The sequence below is a fragment of the Streptomyces sp. NPDC091377 genome (assembly GCF_044757045.1).
Lineage (GTDB): Bacteria > Actinomycetota > Actinomycetes > Streptomycetales > Streptomycetaceae > Streptomyces.
Window position 1 is genome coordinate 14,150 of sequence record NZ_JBIVUE010000036.1, and the last position, 18,932, is coordinate 33,081.

Below are 18,932 nucleotides of genomic sequence, written 5' to 3' on the forward strand. Positions count from 1 at the left end.
TGCCGGGGGCGGGCGTCTGGTCGGGGGCCGTGCCCGCGGTGCCGGGGACGGGCGTCCCGCCCTGGACCGTGTCTGCGGAGTCCGAGACTGTCCGGTCCGGGGCGGTGCCCGTTGTGCCGGGGGCGGGCGTCTGGTCGGGGGCCGTGCCCGCGGTGCCGGGGACGGGCGTCCCGCCCTGGACCGTGTCTGCGGAGTCCGAGACTGTCCGGCCCGGGGTCGTGTCCGCGGTGCCGGTGGCAGGCGTCCGGCCCGGGGTCGTGTCCGCGGTGCCGGTGGCAGGCGTCCGGTCCGGGGTCGTGTCCGCCGTGCCGGGGCTGGGCCTCCGGTCGGAGGGCACGGGTGCCTCGCCCTCGGCGGGTGCCTCCTCGACGATCACGTGTGCGTTGGTTCCGCTGATGCCGAACGCCGACACCGCCGCGCGCCGCGGACGGCCGGTCTCCCGCCACGGCACCGGCTCGTTCAGCAGGGCCAGCGCGGCCGGATCCCACTCGATGTGCGGGCTGGGCGTCCGCGCGTGCAGCGTGCGCGGCAGCTCGTCATGGCGCAGCGCCAGCACCAGCTTGATCAGTCCGGCCACGCCCGCCGCCGCCTGGGTGTGCCCGATGTTCGACTTCACCGACCCCAGCCACAGGGGCGCACCGGAGGCGCCGCGACCGCGCCCGTAGGTGGCCAGCAGCGCCTGGGCCTCGATCGGATCGCCCAGTTCGGTCCCGGTGCCGTGCGCCTCGACCGCGTCCACGTCGGCGGCGGCCAGGCCCGCGTCGGCCAGGGCCGCCCGGATCACCTTCTCCTGCGCGTGCCGGCTGGGCGCGGTCAGCCCGTTGGAGGAACCGTCGGAGTTGACCGCGCTGCCCCGGATCACGGCCAGCACCCGGTGCCCCTTGCGGCGGGCCTCGCCCAGCGGCTCCAGGAGGACCATGCCCGCGCCCTCGGACATGCCCATGCCGTCGGCACCGGCGCCGAAGGGCTTGCACCGGCCGTCCGCGGCCAGCACGCGCTGCCGGCTCATCTCGGTGAACGGTCCGACCGTCGAGAACACCGTCGCCCCGCCGGCCAGCGCCATCGCGCACTCCCCGCGGCGCAGCGCCTGCACCGCCAGATGCACCGCGGTGAGGGACGTGGAACAGGCGGTGTCCACGCTCACCGCGGGCCCTTCCAGGCCGAGGGTGTAGGCGAGGCGCCCCGACAGCACACTCAGGACCGTGCCGGTGAGCAGATGCCCGCCGACCCCGGCCGGGGCGTCCCTGAGGAGTCCGCCGTACTCGGTGGGGTTGCTGCCCACGAACACCCCGGTACGGGTGCCGCGCAGCGCGTGCGGATCGATGCCGCCCAGCTCCGCGCTCTCCCACGCCAGTTCGAGCAGCAGCCGCTGCTGCGGATCCATGGCGAGGGCCTCGCGCGGGGAGATGCCGAAGAAACCCGCGTCGAAGCCGGACACGTCGTCCAGGAAACCGCCCTCACGCACGTACGAGGTGTGCGGCCGGCCGGCGTCGGGGTGGAAGTGGTCGTCCAGGTGCCAGTCACGGTTCGCGGGCATCGCCGAGATGACGTCGCGGCCGTCCCGCAGCAGCTCCCACAGATCCTCCGGTGACCGCGCGCCCCCGGGATACCGGCAGGCCATGCCGACGACCGCGACCGGCTCCCGCCGCTGCTCCTCCAACTCCCGGAGCCTGCGGGTGGTCCGGCGCAGATCGGCCGTGAGCCGCTTGAGATAGTCGCGCAGCTTGTCTTCCTCGGCCATGGCCGGAACAGCTCCTTCCGTCCGCCGCTCCCGGCTCGGATCGGCCGGTGAGGTCGCGTCGGTCGCGGTTCAGTCGACGCCGATGCCGTCGGTGCCGAACTCCTGGTCGATGATCTTCAGCAGGTCGTCGGTGCTGACCTCGTCGAGGTCCGCGTCGGCACCGTCCGGACCGCCTCCGCCGGGCAGCGGGGCGAGCGCGTCGGCCAGCGCCAGCAGCCGCTCGCGCACCGCCGTCCGCTCCGGTGCCGCCACCGGCACCGACTCCAGGACGCCCGCCAGCCGGTCCAGTTCCTCGTGCACCGACCCGGCGGGCGCGCTCGTGTCGTCCGCGCCCAGACCGTCCGTCAGGAACCGGGCCAGCGCCTTCGGACTGGGATGGTCGAAGACGAGCGTCACGGGCAGCGGCAGCCCGGTCGCCGCGCGCAGCCGGTTGCGCAAGGCCACCGCCAGGAGCGAGTCGAACCCCAGCTCCTTGAACGTCCGGTCCGGCGCGGGCCGGTCCGCCCCGGAGTGGCCCAGCACCGCCGACACCTCGGCGGTCACCACGTCGAGGACCTCCCTGGCGCGGGCCGCCTCGGGCAGCCGGGCCAGCCGCCGCAGCCGCTCACCGCTCGCTCCCGCGTCCGCTCCCCCGTCCACTCCCGCGTCCGCCACCCGCGCCCGCGCGGCCCGCTCCAGCGCGCCGCGCACCGCGGGGACCTCGTCGAACAGCGGGCGGGGCCTGGCCGAGGCGAACACCGGCGCGAAGGTCTCCCACCGCACGTCGACCAGCGCCACCGGCCGTCCGCCGCCGGCAGCCAGCTCCCGGCCGAGTCCGCTCAGCGCGAGACCGGGCTCCAGCAGGGGCAGGCCCTGCCGCTCCAGCTGGGCCTCGTCCAGCTCCGCGGGCAGCTCGTCGCTGCGCCACGCGCCGAAGGCGACCGCCGTGACCCTGCGGCCCCGCCGGCGCAACTGCTCGGCGTACGCGTCGAGGAACGCGTTGGCCGCCGCGTACGCGCCGTGCTCACCACTGCCCCACACGGCGGCGATGGAGGAGAAGAAGACCAGCTCCGGTGCGTCGTCGGTGTCCGTGAGTTCCGCCAGATGCACCGCCCCGAGCGTCTTCGCCGCCAGCACCTGTGCCAACTCGGCGGCACCGGTGGCGACCAGTGGCCCGAGCCGTGTGGCGGTGGCCGCGTGCAGCACCGCCCGCACGGGGCCGCCTCCCGCAGCGGTCGCCTCCCGCAGCAGCGCCCGTACCGACTCCCGGTCCGTGATGTCGCAGGACAGTGCCGTCACCCGCGTGCCGCGTCCGGCGAGTTCGGCGCACAGCGCCGCGTGGCCGGGCGCGTCCGGGCCGCGACGGCTGGCCAGGACGACGTGCTCGGCGCCGGCGTCGGCGAGCCAGCGTGCCAGGTGCGGCGCGAGCGCCCCGGAGCCGCCGGTGACCACGACCGTGCCGCCCGGCCGCCACACCGCACCCCCGGCGGGCAGCGGCGCGGGCACCAGCCTGCGGACCCGGACACCGCCCGGCCGGATCGCGAGCTGGTCCTCGTCACCGGCCGAGCCCGTCAGGACGCCGCACAGCCGCCGCCACTCCTGGACGCCGGGATCCGGCGGCAGATCGACGAGACCGCCCCAGAGCCGGGGTTGCTCCAGGGCCACCACGCGGCCCAGCCCCCAGGTCTGCGCCTGGACGGGGTGCAGCAGCGCATCGCCGTCGACGGCGTTCACCGCGGCACAGGTCAACGACCACAGCGGGAGGTCCGTCCCCAGCTCCGCCAGCTCCGCCAGCGCCTGCACGAGTCCGAGCAGCGTGGCCGCGCCGGACGGCAGAGCGCCGTGCACCGGATCGGGCCGCTCGTCCAGTGCCATCAGGGACAGGACCCCCTCGACCGGCCCGCCCGCCGACGCCCGGGCCAGCCGGCGCGCGATCACCGCACGGTCGTCCGGTCCCAGCCCCGCGAGGTCCACCACCGTGACCCGGGCGCCCCGCGCGGCCAGGACGTCGTGGGCCGCCTCGGTCCAGCGGGCGGACCGTTCCCCGGCCGCCGCACCCGCGGTCACCAGCAGCCAGTGCCCGGGGTGTCCCGCCGCCGGCCGTTCCGTGACGGGGCGCCACACCACCTCGTGGCGCAGGTCGCCGACCGCGGCGTCGGCACGGGCACGGGTGCGCCACGCGTGGAGCGCCGGGGCGACCTCGCGCAGCGTGTCCTCGCCGATCCCCGGCAGCTCCTGCCGCAGCGCGGCGGTGTCCGCCCGCTCGACCAGCTTCCAGAACCGCTCGTCCAGCTTCCAGAACCGCTCGTCCCGGTCCCAGAACCGGTCGTCCCGCACCCGGGACCGCTCGTCCCGGTCCTGGAACCGCTTGTGTCCGTCGCGTCCGCGAGCCGGCTCCGGACTGCTCCCGGCCCGGTCGGCGAGCCAGTAGCGGCGCCGCCGGAACGGGTACGTGGGCAGAGGCACGGCCCGTGCACCCGGGAACAGGGCCTGCCAGTCGGGGACGACACCGGCCGCGTACGCCTCCGCGAGCGCCTGCCGGAAGCGGGGTTCGCCGCCCTCGCCCCGGCGCAGTGTGCCCAGCGCCCGGCCGTCGGTCCCGCTCGCGTCGAGGCACTCCTCGACGGCCGGTGCCAGCACCGGATGGGGGCTCATCTCCAGGAACACGGTGTGGCCCGCGTCCAGCAGGCGTCGCACCGCGGGAGCGAACAGCACCGGGGAGCGCAGGTTGCGGTACCAGTAGGCGGCGTCCAGTTCCTCGGTGGGCAGCGGCTCCCCGGTGACGGTCGAGCAGAACGGCACCGCACCGGCTCGCGCGGTGATCCCGGACAGCTCCCGCAGCAACTCCTCGCGCACGGGCTCGACCAGCGCCGAGTGAGAGGCGTACGCGATGGGCACCGGCCGGGCCCGCACACCCTGGCTCGCACAGTGCGCCAGGTAGCTCTCCACGGCGCCCCGGGCGCCCGAGACCACTGTGGCCGAGGGGCCGTTGACCGCCGCCACACCTAGCTCGCCCCTGTACGCCACCAGTTGGCGCTCGACCTCCGCGGCGGGCAGGGCCACCGACACCATGGCGCCGCTCCCGGACAGCGCGCCCACGACCCTGCTGCGCGCCGCCACCAGCCGGGCGCCGTCCTCCAGGGACAGCCCGCCCGCCACCACCGCCGCGGCGAACTCGCCCTGCGAATGCCCCACGACCGCGGCCGGCGCGACCCCGTAGTGCCGCCACAGCTCGGCCAGGGACACCATCACCGCCCACAGCAGCGGCTGTACCACCTCGTCACGGCCCCAGCAGTCGTCGTCCGCGGGGGCGTCCAGCAGGGTGCGCAGGTCCCAGCCGGTGTGGAGGGCGAGGGCCGCGCCGCAGCGCCGCATCCACGCGGCGAACACCGGCTCGGCGTCCCACAGTCCGACCGCCATGCCGGACCACTGCGAGCCCTGACCGGAGAAGACGAACACCGGCCGCGCCGCACCGGCCACGGCCTTCCCACGGACGAGTCGCGGCGACGTACCGTCCACGGCCAGGGCGTCGAGTCCCTCGACCAGTTCGTCCCGGCCGGCGCCCAGCACCACGGCCCGGTCCTCGAAGGCCGCCCGGGTCGTCGCCAACGACCACCCCACGTCGGCAACCGGAACCCCGGACGCGCCGCGCACAGTCTCCGCCAACTCGACGGCCCGGGTCGACAGCGCCTCCCGCGAACGGGCGGACAGCACCCACAGCGCGGTGCGCGCGGCCCGCTCCTCGTCCGGGCGCGGTGCGGCATCCGCCGAAGCCGACTGAGCCACGGTGTGCGCGGGGTTTCCGGTGTGCTGTCCGTCGGTGGTGTTCGCGGGGTTTCCGGTGCGTTGCCCGTCGGTGGTGTTCGCGGGGTTTCCGGTGCGTTGCCCGTCGGTGGTGTTCGCGGGGTTTCCGGTGCGTTGCCCGTCGGTGGTCTTCGTGGCGCCCCCGGCCCGCTGTCCGTCGATGGTGTTCGCGGGGTCCCCGGTGTGCTGTCCGTCGATGGTCCTCGTGGCGCCCCCGGCGCGTTGCCCGTCGATGGTGTTCCTGGCGCCCCCGGCGCGCTGCCCGTCGATGGTGTTCGCGGCGCCCCCGGCCCGCCGCCCGTCGATCGGCTCCGCAGGACCCGCCCCCCGCTCGGCGCCCCCCGTCTCCACCGGCGGCGGCGCCTGTTCCAGGACGACATGGGCGTTGGTGCCGCTGATCCCGAAGGCCGACACGGCCGCGCGCCGGGGCCGGTTCGTGGCGGGCCACGCGGTGTCCTCCGCCAGCAGTTCCACCCCGCCCGACGTCCAGTCGACGTGCCGGGAGGGCCGCTCGGCGTGCAGGGTGCGCGGCAGCCGGCCGTGCCGCATGGCCTGCACCATCTTGATGAGGCCCGCCACGCCGGCCGCTGCCTGGGTGTGCCCGATGTTGGACTTCACCGACCCCAGCCACAGCGGCTGTTCGGCGGAGTGCTCCCGCCCGTACGTCGCCAGCAGTGCCTGCGCCTCGATGGGGTCGCCCAGTGTGGTGCCGGTGCCGTGCGCCTCCACCGCGTCGATCTGCCGTGCGGTGAGCCGCGCGTCGGCCAGGGCCTGTGCGATGACCCGCTGCTGGGAGGGGCCGTTGGGCGCGGTCAGCCCGTTGGACGCGCCGTCGGAGTTGACCGCGCTGCCCCGGATGACGGCGAGCACCGGATGCCCGTTCGCCACGGCGTCACCGAGCCGTTCGAGGACGAGCAGACCCGCGCCCTCGGCCCACCCGGTGCCGTCGGCGTCGTCGGAGAAGGACTTGCAGCGGCCGTCGGAGGCCAGCCCGCGCTGCCGCGAGAACTCCACGAACATGCCCGGCGTCGACATCACCGTCGCCCCGCCCGCCAGCGCCAGCCCGCACTCCCCCTGCCGCAGCGCCCGCGCCGCGAGGTGCACCGCCACCAGCGAGGACGAGCACGCCGTGTCCACGGTCAGCGCCGGCCCTTCGAACCCGAAGGTGTACGCGATCCGCCCGGAGACGACACTGGGGGTCGTCCCGGTCAGCACATATCCCTCGGCGCCGTCGCTTGCCTCGTGCAGCCGTGGCCCGTAGTCCGTCGCCGACGCCCCCGCGAACACACCGGTGGCCGATCCGCGCAGCCGGTCGGCCGCGATCCCCGCCCGCTCCAGCGCCTCCCAGGCCAGTTCCAGCAGCACCCGCTGCTGCGGATCCATCGCCATGGCCTCGCGCGGCGACACCCCGAACAACTCGGCGTCGAACTCCGGCAGGTCGTAGAGGAAGCCGCCGCGGCGGGCATAGCTCGTGCCGGCCCGGTCGGGGTCGGCGTCGAACACGGCCTCCAGGTCCCAGCCCCGGTCGGCGGGGAACTCACCGATCGCGTCCCGGCCGGTCGCCACCAGCTCCCACAGGGCGTCCGGGGACACCGCCCCACCGGGATAGCGGCAGGCCATGCCGATCACCGCGATCGGCTCCTGCTCGCGCTGTTCCATCGCCTGCAGCCGCTGCCGGGTCTGCTGGAGATCGGCGGTGACCGCTTTCAGATACGAGCGGAGCTTGTCCTCGTTGCTGGCCATGGAACGCCTTCGGGAACGGCGCCCGTGGTGCCCTGCGGGGCAGGGCACCACGCGGCGGATACGGACCGGCGGAGCTGCGTGCGCCGGGGCGCGGCCCATGCCCGCTCAGGGGCACGGACCGCCGGTGGTCACTGGGCCGGCTTGCGGGCCGCGGCGACCACGTAGTCCAGCGACTTCAGCTCCTCGGTGAGCAGGTCCTGGTCGCGGTGCGCGACAGCGACCATCTTGTAGAAGAGCTTGCTGGAACGGCGCTGGAAGGCCGGGTCCTGGACGCGGCGCACGTGGTACTGCCGCCACTGCTCGTAGACGTTGTCCCGGATCGAGCGGACCTCGACGGAGTCGAAGCCGGCGGAGCCCAGCAGATCGCCGTAGCGGTCGCGCGGGTACCAGTTGGCGTCGTCGATCATGATGCGGATCCACTTGATGGCGTGCGACCTGATGTCGGCCTTGGCCTTGCCGCCGGCCATCGGGATGATGTCCGCGGTGACCAGCACACCGCCGGGCCGCAGCACACGGAACGCCTCGGCGAAGAAGGCCGCGCGGGTGTCGAAGTGGAACGCCGACTCCAGGGCCACCACCTTGTCGACGCTGTTGTCCGGCAGCGGGATCGCGGTGGCCGAGCCCTCGCGGAAGTCGACCCGGTCCTGAAGGCCCTGCTTGCGCGCCCGCTCCCTGGCGATCCGGATATGAATCTTGGTGATGTTGATGCCGATGATCTTGCTGGGCCCGTACCGGTCGATCCAGTGGAAGTCCTGGTCGCCGTAGCCGAAGCCGACGTCCAGGACCGTGTCGTCGGGCTTGAACCCGGCGGTGTCCGCCACGACGTCGGCCAGGGTCTCGGCGGCCTCGTCCAGCGTGGTGCAACCGGGCTGCCAGTAGCCGAGGTTGTAGTAATGGGTGTCCTCGACCACCAGCCGGTCCGGCGGGTACATCTCGTACAGTCGCGCGGTCTTCTTGTCGGGGTCTGACGTTGTGCGGACCAGGAACAGGTTTCCCAGCATCCGCATGTCCTGCCACAGTGCCGACAGCTTCACGACGGCTCCCTTTCAGCGATCGGGCGCCCGAGACGGCCGCGGAGATCCCACATCTGACGAACGGAAGCTAGGAGCGGCTTCTAAAGACCACCTTGGTCCGCTCTAGACGCGACCCGGCCGAGGTGAGCGAATGGGCGGCCGACCCACCCGGCGCGGACACGGGAAGGACGGCACGAGCAACGAATGGGCGGCCGACCCACCGGGCGCGGACACGGGAAGGACGGCACGAGCGATGACCGAAGTCTGGTACGTGGCTGTGGACTCGGTGCCCGCGGGGCTCGCCGCGCTCCTGGACGACGGCGACCGCGAACGGCTGGACCGCCTTGCACGGCAACGCGACCGCGCTCGCTCCCTCGCCGCGTGGACGCTGGCCCGGCTGGTTCTCGCCCGATGGCTGCAACGGCCGCCGGAGCGGCTGGCGTTCGACCGGACCTGCCGCCACTGCGGCGCCGGGCACGGCAAACCGGTCGCGGACCCCGCGGTCGACTTCTCCGTGTCCCACACCGGGGACCTGGCAGTCGTCGCCGTCTCGGAGCACACCGTCGGCGTCGACGCGGAAGACACCACGGCCGGCCGGACCCCGGTGACCTGGGCGCTGTCGGAGCCCGAACGCGCGCAGTGCCGCGACTACGCGTCCTTCGCCCGGGTGTGGACCCGCAAGGAGGCCGTCCTCAAAGCCCTGGGCAGGGGCGTCACCGTCCGCCCGGCCGACGTCGTGACCAGCGGGACGACCCTGCTGTCGCTGCCGCCCGGCCTCGGCGACCCCCGTGACTTCACCCTCCACGACCTGCTCTTTCCCACCCCCTACGTCGGCACGGTCGCGGTCCGGGGCAACCCGGGACAGGTCACCGTCCGCCACGGGAGCACCCTGATCGACGCGCACCGACTCCGTTGAACAGCCCCGCCGGTGTGTGGTTCACTGCCGGAGGACCACATGGATTTCCAGGACCGTCAAATGCAACGGGGGACAGTTGTGTTGGCCGCTCCATGGGGAATTGCTGCCCTTTTCCCCGGCGTCGGCTCGCAATACGCCGGGATGGCCACCCGATTACACAAGCGCTATACGGTAGTCCGTGAAACATTCACCGAGGCGAGCGATGTTCTCGAATTCGACGTGGCCGAATTATGCACCGCCACCGGCCCGTCGGCACGCGCCCGCCTGAATCTCCAGACCGAGTCGCAACTCGCCCTTCTCACCCTCGGCGTCGCGATGTACCGCGCCTGCGAGCGGGAGCTGGGCCCGACCCTGACCCACACCGCAGGACACAGCCTCGGCGAGTACTCCGCACTGTGCGCCGCGGGCGCCCTGCCGTTCGCCGCCGCACTGCGGCTCGTCCGGTACCGCGGACACTGCGTCGCCGACGTCGCCGCCCGGCTCGACGGCGGCATGATGTGGGTCACCGGACTCGACACCGGCACCGTGGAGCACCTGTGCCGGCTGTGGACCGAACAGGGCGTCCACCGACTCCACCCGTCGATCATGGACGGCCCGCGCAGAGCCGCCGTCTCCGGCCGCACCACCGATCTGCGCGCCGCGGCGGGGGAGTTCGAGGCCCGCGGCGCCCAGGTGTTCCCGCTGCGCGTCACCGGCCCGTTCCACAGCCCGCTGATGGCCCCGGCCGCCGACGCGCTGGCCGACGCCCTGGCCGGCGTCGACGTGGCCGTCCCGCGGCTGCCGGTGATCTCCGGCGTCGACGCCCGCCCCCACCCCGGCGGCCCCGCCAGCGCGCGCCTGCTCGCCGACCAGCTGGTCTCCCCGGTGCGCTGGCACGCCGTACAGCGACACCTGGCCGCCGACGGCGTCGGCACGAGCCTGGAGATGGGCCCCGGCAGGGTCCTGACCTTCCTCTCGGCCCGCACCCACGGCCACCCCCTGCCCCGGCCCGTCGACCACTACGACGACTTCGACGCACTCGCGCATGACCTGCGCCTTCGCGCCGACGACGCCCCCGCCGTGCTCGACGCGTGTCTGCGCATCGCCGCCAGCACCCCCACCCTGCGCCAGGACACCGACGTGGCCCAGCACCACCGACGCCTGGCGGAGACCCGCCGCGCCCGGACACCCGACGCGATCACGGCCGCCCTCGGCGCCCTCGACGCCCTGCTGGCCGCAAAAGGCATCGCCGAGCGCGAGCGCCGCAGGCAACTCGCCGCCGCCACCGGAGGACGCACATGGCAGTGACCGGCACCGACACCCGGACCCCGGACTCGTTCGGCACGGTCGGCGTCCTCGGCGCGGGCGTCATCGGCCTCGGCGTCGCCGCCGACCTCGCCCTGCACGGCTTCCGCGTCAACCTGGTCGACCACGACCCCGCGCAGTGCGCGAGCGCACCGGCCCGGCTCGCCGAAGCGGCCCGCATCGCGCCGATGCTCCGCCCCGGCTTCCCCGCCTCCGCCGACCGGGCCGAGTCCGCCGTCCAGATCGGCACCGACCCCGCGGCGCTCGCCGAATGCACCCTGATCGTGGAGAACGTCACCGAACGCCTGGACGTCAAAGAGGACGTGTACCGGCTGCTCGACACCCTCGTGACAGCGACCGCCGTCGTCGCCGTCAACACCTCCAGCATCCCCGTCGCCCGCCTGGCCGCGCACCTGTCCCGGCCGGAACGCGTCATCGGCGTCCACTTCATGAACCCGCCCTACCTGACCTCCGCCGTCGAAGTGATGCGCCCCGAGGCCACCACCGACGCGACCCTCGCCCGCGTCGGCGAACTCGCCACGCTGCTGCGGAAGAAGACGATCGTCGTCGGCGACTTCCCCGGCTTCGTCAGCAACCGCGTCTCCCACCTCTTCTTCAACGAGGCCGCCCGCGTCGTAGAGGAGCACGGCGTCGCCCCCGAGACCGTCGACCGGATCTTCCGGGACTGCTTCGGCCACCGCATGGGCCCGCTCCAGACCGCGGACCTCATCGGCCTCGACACCGTCCTCCACACCCTCGACCACCTCCGCGACGCCACCGGCGCCCCGCGCTTCGACAGCTGCGCCCTGCTGCGGGACATGGTCCACCGGGGGCAACTCGGCCGGAAGACCCAACAGGGCTTCTACACCTACCAGCACCCAGCCAGAGAGGTCCCGTCATGACCGACGCGGAGGAAGCAGCAGTGTGCGAGGCGGTCGGGGCGTTCCTCGCCCAGCACGACCCGACCCTGCGCCCGGCCGCCGACGAGGAACTGTTCACGACGGGCCTGGTGAACTCCCTGCTCGTCGTGGAGCTGATCGCGTTCCTCGAAACCAGGTACACGATCCGGTTCGGCGTGGACGACCTGGACCTCGCCAACTTCGCCTCCCTGCGCCGCATCGCGCGCACCGTGCACGACAAGCAGGCCGCGGTCCGCGCCGGCCGCGGCTGAGCCGGAGGACGAAGTGGACGATCTGCTCACCGAGGCGCAGCAGCAGCACCACCGGACGATCAACGCCCTCGTCGGCACGGCCTGGAGCACCCACGGCCCCCACTGGGAACGCGACGGCGAACTGCCCGAGGAAGTGATCCGGTGGTGCGCCGCGCAGGGCCTGTTCGGGGCGATGATCCCGAAGGAGTACGGCGGCCTCGGCTGGTCCGCCGTCGAACTCGGCCTGCTGTACGAGGCCCTCGGCCACATCAGCGCCTCCCTCGCCTCCCTGGTGAACGTGCACGGCATGGTCGCGCGGACCCTGGTGCGCTGGGGCAGCGACACCCAGCGCGAGACCCTCCTCCCCGACCTCGCGTCCGGCCGCCGGATCGCCGCCGTCTGCATGACCGAACGCACCTCCGGCAGCGACCTGTCCGGCATCACGACCACCCTCGGGGAACGGCCCGACGGACACCGGCTCGACGGCACGAAGCTGTACACCACCTTCGGCCTGCGCGCCGACCTCTACCTCGTCCTGGCCCGTGGCGAAGGAGGCCAGGTCTGCTGCCTGCTGGAGCGCGGCAACCCCGGGCTGGAGGTCACGCCCATGACCGGGCTGCTCGGACTGCGCGCCGCCGCACTGGCCACCGAGGTCATGCGGGACTGCCGCGTCGAACGGGACGCCGTCATCGGGCGGCCGGGATTCGCCTCCACCGTGCTGGTCCCGCACCTGCTCGAACACGGCCGGCACGCGGTCGCCTGGATGGCCGCCGGAATGCTGCGCCGGGCGTTCTCCCAGTGCTCCGCCTTCGTCCTGGACCGCGCGGTCTTCGGCCGCAACGCCGTCGACCACGGCCAGATCCAGTCCCTGATCACCGCCATGGGTGTCGACGCCGCCGCCGTCCGCGCCCTGTGCGTCACCGCCTCGCGTGCGCTGGACGCGTGCGACGGCGCCGCCACCCGCAAGGTCCTCATGGCCAAGTACCTGGCCTGCCAGGCACTGGAACGCCACAGCGCCCAGGCGGTACAGGCCATGGGCGCCCAGGGCTGCTTCGAGGAGAACGGGGTCGCCGCCGTCTACCGCGACGCCAAGGTCCTCAGCATCATCGAGGGCACCCCGCAGCTCCTCGAACGTCTGCTCGCCGTACCGCTGGCGCGCGAGGCCGCCGCCGGAGGCCGCCCGTGATTCCCGTGCCCCACCTGGTGGCCGTGGCGGCGCTGGCCGTGCACCATCTCGACCACCGCGACACCGCCCTGATCGAGCTGACCGGACCGACGGCGGGCGACGAACCCCGCCGGTTCACCGTCACGGTGGACCCCGCCGAGCCCTTCGCCGGACTCGCCCGCCGGGCCACGGCGCAACCGGCCCCACCGGACCGGCCCGCCGACTGCCGACTCGTCGTCACCACCGGCCCGCCCGGCCCCGACACCCACGGCACCCCCACCCACCGCCGCATCACGATCGACCCGGCCACCGGGCGGACCACCGCGCACGCCGCCGACCGCGCCGCGGCACACACGCTCCGCCACCTGGCCACCACCCTGCTGGACCGCACACGGCAGGACCCCGCCCGCCCGGTCGGCGCCCACGACCTCCTGGACGACGAACAGCGGCTGCGCATCGCGGCGTTCAACGCCACCGACGCCCCCTTCCGCGACGACCTGACTCTGGTCGACCTGCTGCACGACCGGGCCACGGCGACACCCGACCGCATCGCGGTCAGCACCGCCACGGACACCCTCACCTACGGCGAACTCGCCGACCGGGCGGAACGGCTCGCCACGTTCCTCGCGGGCCGGGACCACGGACCCCACGGCCTCGTCGCGGTGCCCGCCCAGCGCTCCCTCGACCTGCCGGTCGCCCTCTTCGGCATCCTCGGCGCGGGCCTCGCCTACCTCCCCCTCGACCCCCGGGCACCGGCCGCGAGACTGCGCCGCACGCTGGAGCGGTGCGGCGTCACCACACTCCTCGCCGACCGGGCCACCGCCGACGCGCCCGGCCTCCGCGCCCTGGCCGCCGACCTGCCCGCCGACCTCCTCCCGCTGGACGACCCCGCCCTGCGGGCCGGCACCGGCGGCGCGAAGCCGCCCGGCCCGACCGACCTGTGCTACGTCATCCACACCTCCGGCTCCACCGGCGAACCCAAGGGCGTGATGGTCGAACACCGCTCGGTCGTCAACCGGCTGACCTGGATGCAGCGCCGGTTCCCGCTGACCGCCGACGACGTCGTCCTCCAGAAGACCCCGACGGTGTTCGACGTCTCCGTCTGGGAGCTGTTCTGGTGGGTCCTCGCCGGCGCCCGGATGCACCTGCTGCCCCCCGGCGCGGAGGTCTTCCCGCTCGCCGTCGAGGACGCGATCGCCCGGCACGGCGTCACCGTCACGCACTTCGTCCCGTCGATGCTCGACGTCCTCCTCGCCCACCTCACGGCGGCCGGCACCGCCCCGGAACTGCGCGGCCTGCGCCGGTGCTTCGTCAGCGGCGAAACCCTGCTCCCCGCGACGGCCGCCGCCTTCGACCGCCTCCTCGGCCCGCACGGCTGCCGACTGGTCAACCTCTACGGCCCCACCGAGACCACCGTCGACTCCACCGCCCACCCCCTGCCGCCCGGGCCACCGCCCGCACGGATCCCGATCGGCCGGCCCATCGACAACACCCGTGTCCACGTCCTGCGCCACGGCAGGCCCGCCCCGATCGGCGTGTACGGGACACTGTTCGTCGCCGGCGTCGGCGTCGCCCGCGGCTACCTCGCCGACGAGACCAGGACCGCCGAACGCTTCGTGCCCGAACCGGGACGCCCCGGCGCCCTGATGTACGACACCGGCGACATCGGCCGCTGGACCCCGGCCGGAGAACTCGAATACCTCGGCCGCGACGACCTTCAGGTGAAGATCCGCGGCATCCGCGTGGAACTCGGCGAGGTGGAGCATGCCGTGATGTCCCTGCCGCAGGTCACCGGATGCGCCGTCCACGTGCACGCCCCCGACCCGTCCCGCGCCGTGCTGCACGCGGTGCTCACCGGGGCCCCGGACCTGACGGCGGACGCCCTGCGCCCGGCGCTCGCCACGCAGCTGCCCGGACACCTCGTGCCGTCCGTGTTCGTCCGCGTCGAGACGATGCCACGGACCGCCACCGGGAAACTCGACCGGGCGCTGCTCGCCGATCCGGAGTACCTGCGCACCCATGGAGCACGCCTGTGACCAGCAGCGCGCGGGACCGCTCGATCGCCGTCACCGGCATGACCGGCCGCTTCCCGGGCGCCGCCGACGTGGCGGAGCTGTGGCGGATCCTCGACGAGCAGCGGGACGCCGTCACCGACTACACGGAGGCCGAACTGCTCGCGGCGGGCACCGACCGCGACCTCATCGGCCATCCCGAGCACGTCCCGAGCGGCGCCCACCTCGCCGGAGCGGGCCTGTTCGACGCGGCCTTCTTCGGATACACGGACCACGAGGCGCACACGACGGACCCCGAGCAGCGCATCCTGCTCGACCTCTGCCACGAGGCCCTGGAACAGTCCGGGCACGGCCCCGGCACCTTCGACGGCCCGACCGGAGTCTTCCTGGCCCACCGCCGCAGCGACTACGCCGCGCTCCTCGGGCACGAGACGATCGACGCACCCGACGCATCCGCTGAATCCGCTGTATCCGACGGATGGCGCGTGGGCCCGGTCGCCCATCGGGCCCACGTGCCCAACGGTTCCGGCCACCCGGCCGTCGCCGTCGCTGTCGCCATCGCCCGCAGCCTCGGCCTCACCGGTCCGGTGGTCACTGTGCCGGACGACGGCCCGGCCTCGCTCGTGGCCGTTCATCTCGCCTGCCGCCACCTGCTCGACGGCGACTGCGACATGGCGCTCGCCGGCGGCGTCGCCCTGCGCCTGCCCCAGCACGTCGGCTACCGCTGCCCGGAGGGGAGTGGCCTCGCCCGGTCCGGCCGGTGCCGCCCGTTCGACGCCGACGGGGACGGCGTGATCCTCGGCGACGGTGCCGCCGTGGTCGTCCTGCGGCGGCTGTCCGACGCCCTCGCCGACGGCGACCGGATCCACGCCGTCATCCGCGGCACCGCCATGACCGGCGACGACAGGACAGGGCCCACCGGACCCGCCACCGGACCCGCCCCCGAACACGCCGGCGGGCATACGCGTGCCGTACGCGAAGCCCTGGCCGCCGCGGGCCTGGCGGCGACGGACGTGAGCTACGTCGAGGCCCATGGCGCGGGCAGCCCCACGGGCGACCCCGCCGAACTCGCCGTACTCACCGAGGCGTTCGCCACCGGACGCCGGGGCTTCTGCGCGCTGGGATCGGTGAAGGCGAACGTAGGCCATCTGGACACCGCGGCGGGTGTCACCGGCCTGATCAAGACCGTGCTGGCACTCCACCACCGCGTCCTTCCCGGCACCCCTCACTTCCACCGTCCTCACCCCGGACTCGGCCTGGTGGACAGCCCGTTCTACATCGCCGCCGAATCCCAGCCCTGGAACCCCGCGCCCGGCCGTCGCATCGCGGGCGTCAACGCGCTCGGCCGGGACGGAACCCACGTGCACGTCGTCGTAGAGGAGCCGCCCGACCCGCCGGACACCCCGAGTCCAGAACCGCGGCAGCACCTCTTCGTCTGGTCGGCACACTCGGCCGAGGCACTGGAATCGGCCACCGCCGAACTGCGCCGCTATCTGGAGGACCACGCCGACACCGACCCCGCCGACATCGCCTTCACACTCCAGAACGGCCGCGTCGCCCACCGCCACCGCCGCGCGGTTCTCGCCGACAACTGCGCCGCCGCCGCACGCGCCGTCCGAGCCCGGCGCTGGCTGTCCACCCCACCCGCCGCCCTGCCGCCCGCACTGCGCGCGCCGGCCGCTGCCTGGCTGCGGGGCGCCGCTCCGGACTGGACACCGGTGTACGCCGGTGAGTCCCGCCGCCGGCTCCGGCTGCCGACGCACCCGATGCGCCGCCGCCACCACTGGCCCACCCGGGAAGGGACCGAGCCGGACCCGCCCTGACGTTTTGGCGTCGCTTTGGCCACACCCACCAGCATGCTCCCCGGGCCGGACGAGCCGGGACCGCGGTCAGGGGAGGAGCACCCGATGCTGGACGAGGAAGCGCGCAAAGACGTCGCCCTGGAGTACTGCCGGCGGATCAACGAGGGCGACGTGGACGGGGTCCTCTCCCTCTTCACCGATCCGCCGTACGTCGACGACCCGGTCGGCGACAGGACGTTCACCGATCGCGCCGCCTACCGGTCCCACCTCGCCGGACTGGTGGCGTACGGCGTCCACGAGACCCCCAGCACCCCCGTCGCCGCCCTCGACGGGGAACACGTGGCCCTTCCGATCGTCGCCGAACTCCGCCCCGCACAGATACCGGAGGGAAAGTTCCTCAGGATCTCCCTGATTGCGCTCATGCGGATCGACTCGACCGGCCGCATCTGCCGGATGCAGGTTTTCAGCGGCCATACGGACATGTCGCTCCACGCGATCCCCGAGAGCACGGCAAGCCGCGACCTAGGGGACTTCGGCAATTCTTAGGGGCCCTTTAGCGGTCGTACGGAAACTCGCCGAAAGCATGCCTTTGCCTTTCGCCACGACCGGATCGAGTGCGGATGTCCAAGGAAGACAAGCTCGTCGAGTACCTGAAATGGGTCACTGCCGAACTGCATGAAGCACAGCAGCGGCTGTCCGTCCTGGAAACCGGGGTCCGGGAGCCGGTGGCGGTCGTCTCGATGGCCTGCCGTTATCCGGGCGGGGTGCGGTCACCCGAAGAGCTGTGGACACTGGTGGCCGAGGGCACGGACGCGATCTCCGGCTTCCCCGACGACCGTGGCTGGGACCTGGACGGCCTCTTCGACCCCGACCCGGACGCGACCGGCAGAAGCTACGCGCGCGAGGGCGGATTCCTGCACGACGCGACGGAGTTCGACGCGGCGTTCTTCGGTATCAGCCCGCGTGAGGCGATCGCGACCGACCCGCAGCAGCGGCTGCTCCTGGAGACCGCCTGGGAGACCTTCGAGCGCGCGGGCCTGGACCCGCACACCCTCAAGGGCAGCAAGACCGGCGTCTACGCGGGCGTGATGTACAGCGAGTACGTCGCCCGGCTCCTCGACCGGCTGCCCAGCGGCTACGACGGCTTCCTGGGCAACGGCAGTGCCGCGAGCGTGGCTTCGGGCCGTGTGGCGTACACCTTCGGTCTGGAGGGCCCGGCGGTCACGGTCGACACGGCGTGCTCGTCGTCGCTGGTCGCGCTCCACCTGGCGGCCCAGGCGCTGCGCAACGGTGAGTGCGACCTCGCGCTGGCCGGGGGCGTCACCGTGATGTCGACGCCAGGGGTGTTCGTCGAGTTCTCCCGTCAGCGGGGGCTGGCTCCCGACGGCCGCTGCAAGCCCTTCGCCGACGCCGCCGACGGCACCGGCTGGGGCGAGGGAGTGGGTCTGATCCTGCTGGAGCGGCTGTCCGACGCCCAGCGCAACGGCCACCCGGTGCTGGCCGTACTGCGCGGCTCGGCCGTGAACCAGGACGGCGCCTCCAACGGCCTGACCGCGCCCAACGGACCCTCCCAGCAGCGTGTCATCGAGCAGGCCCTCGCCGGCGCCCGGCTGGACGCGAGCCAGGTGGACGTCGTGGAGGCACATGGCACGGGCACCACCCTCGGCGACCCCATCGAGGCACAGGCACTGCTCGCGACCTACGGGCGGGCGCACTCCGCCGAACGGCCGCTGTGGCTGGGGTCGGTGAAGTCCAACATCGGTCACACGCAGGGCGCCGCCGGCGTGGCGGGTGTCATCAAGATGGTGCAGGCGATGCGGCACGGGGTGCTGCCGCCCACTCTGCACGTCGATGAGCCGTCGCGTCACGTCGACTGGAGCGCGGGCAGCATCTCACTGCTGACCGAGGCACAGCCATGGCCCGACTCCGGACAGCCCCACCGGGCCGCGGTGTCGTCGTTCGGTATCAGCGGCACCAACGCCCACGTGATCCTTGAAGCGGCACCCGAACCCGAACCGGCCGAGCCCGACCCCCGCGAGGACAACGCCACCCCCGTACCGGTGGTCGTGTCGGCCCGCTCGCCGAAGGCCCTCGCCGAATCAGCGGGCCGCCTCGCCGCCTACCTCGACACCCACCCCGACACGGCCGTCGCCCCGCTGGCCGCCCGCCTGTGGACCGGCCGCGCCAAACTCGACCACCGCGCCGCAATCGTCACCCACACCACCGAAGAACTACACACCGCACTCACCGCACTCGCCGAAGGCCGCGACCACCCCGCCCTGACCACCGGACCCACCCGCACCACCACCGGACCCACCCCCTG

The 18,932-nt window shown here is 73.7% G+C and carries 12 protein-coding genes; 9 read left to right on the forward strand and 3 right to left on the reverse strand.

The genetic code is table 11. The features are described from left to right. The 3 genes from ACIQNG_RS38220 to ACIQNG_RS38230 all read right to left on the reverse strand — a co-directional run. The coding region (locus ACIQNG_RS38220) for a beta-ketoacyl synthase N-terminal-like domain-containing protein (protein WP_401491713.1) at window positions 1–1,741 on the reverse strand (1,741 nt) is incomplete at its 3' end. 69 nt (window positions 1,742–1,810) lie between these two features. Continuing rightward, window positions 1,811–7,267 (reverse strand): SDR family NAD(P)-dependent oxidoreductase, encoded by a 5,457-nt coding sequence (locus ACIQNG_RS38225; RefSeq protein WP_401491715.1) that lies wholly within the window; start codon window positions 7,265–7,267, stop codon window positions 1,811–1,813. Between the two features lie 128 nt (window positions 7,268–7,395). Continuing rightward, a complete protein-coding gene (locus ACIQNG_RS38230) occupies window positions 7,396–8,301 on the reverse strand; it encodes a methyltransferase domain-containing protein (RefSeq protein WP_401441243.1) in 906 nt (301 codons plus the stop codon). Window positions 8,302–8,533: 232 nt separating this feature from the next. Between ACIQNG_RS38230 and ACIQNG_RS38235 the strand changes: the two genes are divergently transcribed. From ACIQNG_RS38235 to ACIQNG_RS38275, 9 genes are all read left to right on the forward strand, one after another. Next, complete coding sequence (locus ACIQNG_RS38235) at window positions 8,534–9,196, forward strand: 4'-phosphopantetheinyl transferase family protein (RefSeq protein ID WP_401491717.1); 663 nt, start codon at window positions 8,534–8,536, stop codon at window positions 9,194–9,196. Between the two features lie 60 nt (window positions 9,197–9,256). Further along, entirely contained in the window at window positions 9,257–10,483 is a 1,227-nt protein-coding gene (locus ACIQNG_RS38240) for an ACP S-malonyltransferase (RefSeq protein ID WP_401491719.1), read from the forward strand. Next, window positions 10,474–11,382, forward strand: a complete 909-nt coding sequence (locus ACIQNG_RS38245) for a 3-hydroxyacyl-CoA dehydrogenase family protein (protein WP_401491721.1) — start codon at window positions 10,474–10,476, stop codon at window positions 11,380–11,382. The genes ACIQNG_RS38240 and ACIQNG_RS38245 overlap by 10 nt, the downstream gene beginning before the upstream one ends. Continuing rightward, the gene (locus ACIQNG_RS38250; RefSeq protein ID WP_401441236.1) at window positions 11,379–11,651 is read left to right on the forward strand and encodes a phosphopantetheine-binding protein; all 273 of its coding nucleotides are present in this window, start codon (window positions 11,379–11,381) and stop codon (window positions 11,649–11,651) included. Before ACIQNG_RS38245 ends, ACIQNG_RS38250 begins: the two co-directional genes overlap by 4 nt. A 13-nt stretch (window positions 11,652–11,664) precedes the next feature. After that, on the forward strand, window positions 11,665–12,816 hold the full coding sequence (locus ACIQNG_RS38255) for an acyl-CoA dehydrogenase family protein (protein ID WP_401491723.1): 1,152 nt from the start codon (window positions 11,665–11,667) through the stop codon (window positions 12,814–12,816). Next, window positions 12,813–14,831, forward strand: coding sequence for an amino acid adenylation domain-containing protein (locus tag ACIQNG_RS38260; protein ID WP_401491725.1), 2,019 nt, complete (start codon window positions 12,813–12,815; stop codon window positions 14,829–14,831). The genes ACIQNG_RS38255 and ACIQNG_RS38260 overlap by 4 nt, the downstream gene beginning before the upstream one ends. Beyond that, the gene (locus tag ACIQNG_RS38265) at window positions 14,828–16,630 is read left to right on the forward strand and encodes a beta-ketoacyl synthase N-terminal-like domain-containing protein (protein ID WP_401491727.1); all 1,803 of its coding nucleotides are present in this window, start codon (window positions 14,828–14,830) and stop codon (window positions 16,628–16,630) included. The genes ACIQNG_RS38260 and ACIQNG_RS38265 overlap by 4 nt, the downstream gene beginning before the upstream one ends. 84 nt (window positions 16,631–16,714) lie before the next feature. Then, the gene (locus ACIQNG_RS38270) at window positions 16,715–17,155 is read left to right on the forward strand and encodes a nuclear transport factor 2 family protein (protein WP_401491728.1); all 441 of its coding nucleotides are present in this window, start codon (window positions 16,715–16,717) and stop codon (window positions 17,153–17,155) included. A gap of 74 nt (window positions 17,156–17,229) precedes the next feature. After that, window positions 17,230–18,932, forward strand: a 1,703-nt coding sequence (locus tag ACIQNG_RS38275; RefSeq protein ID WP_401491730.1) for a type I polyketide synthase, incomplete at its 3' end; no start/stop codon positions are given.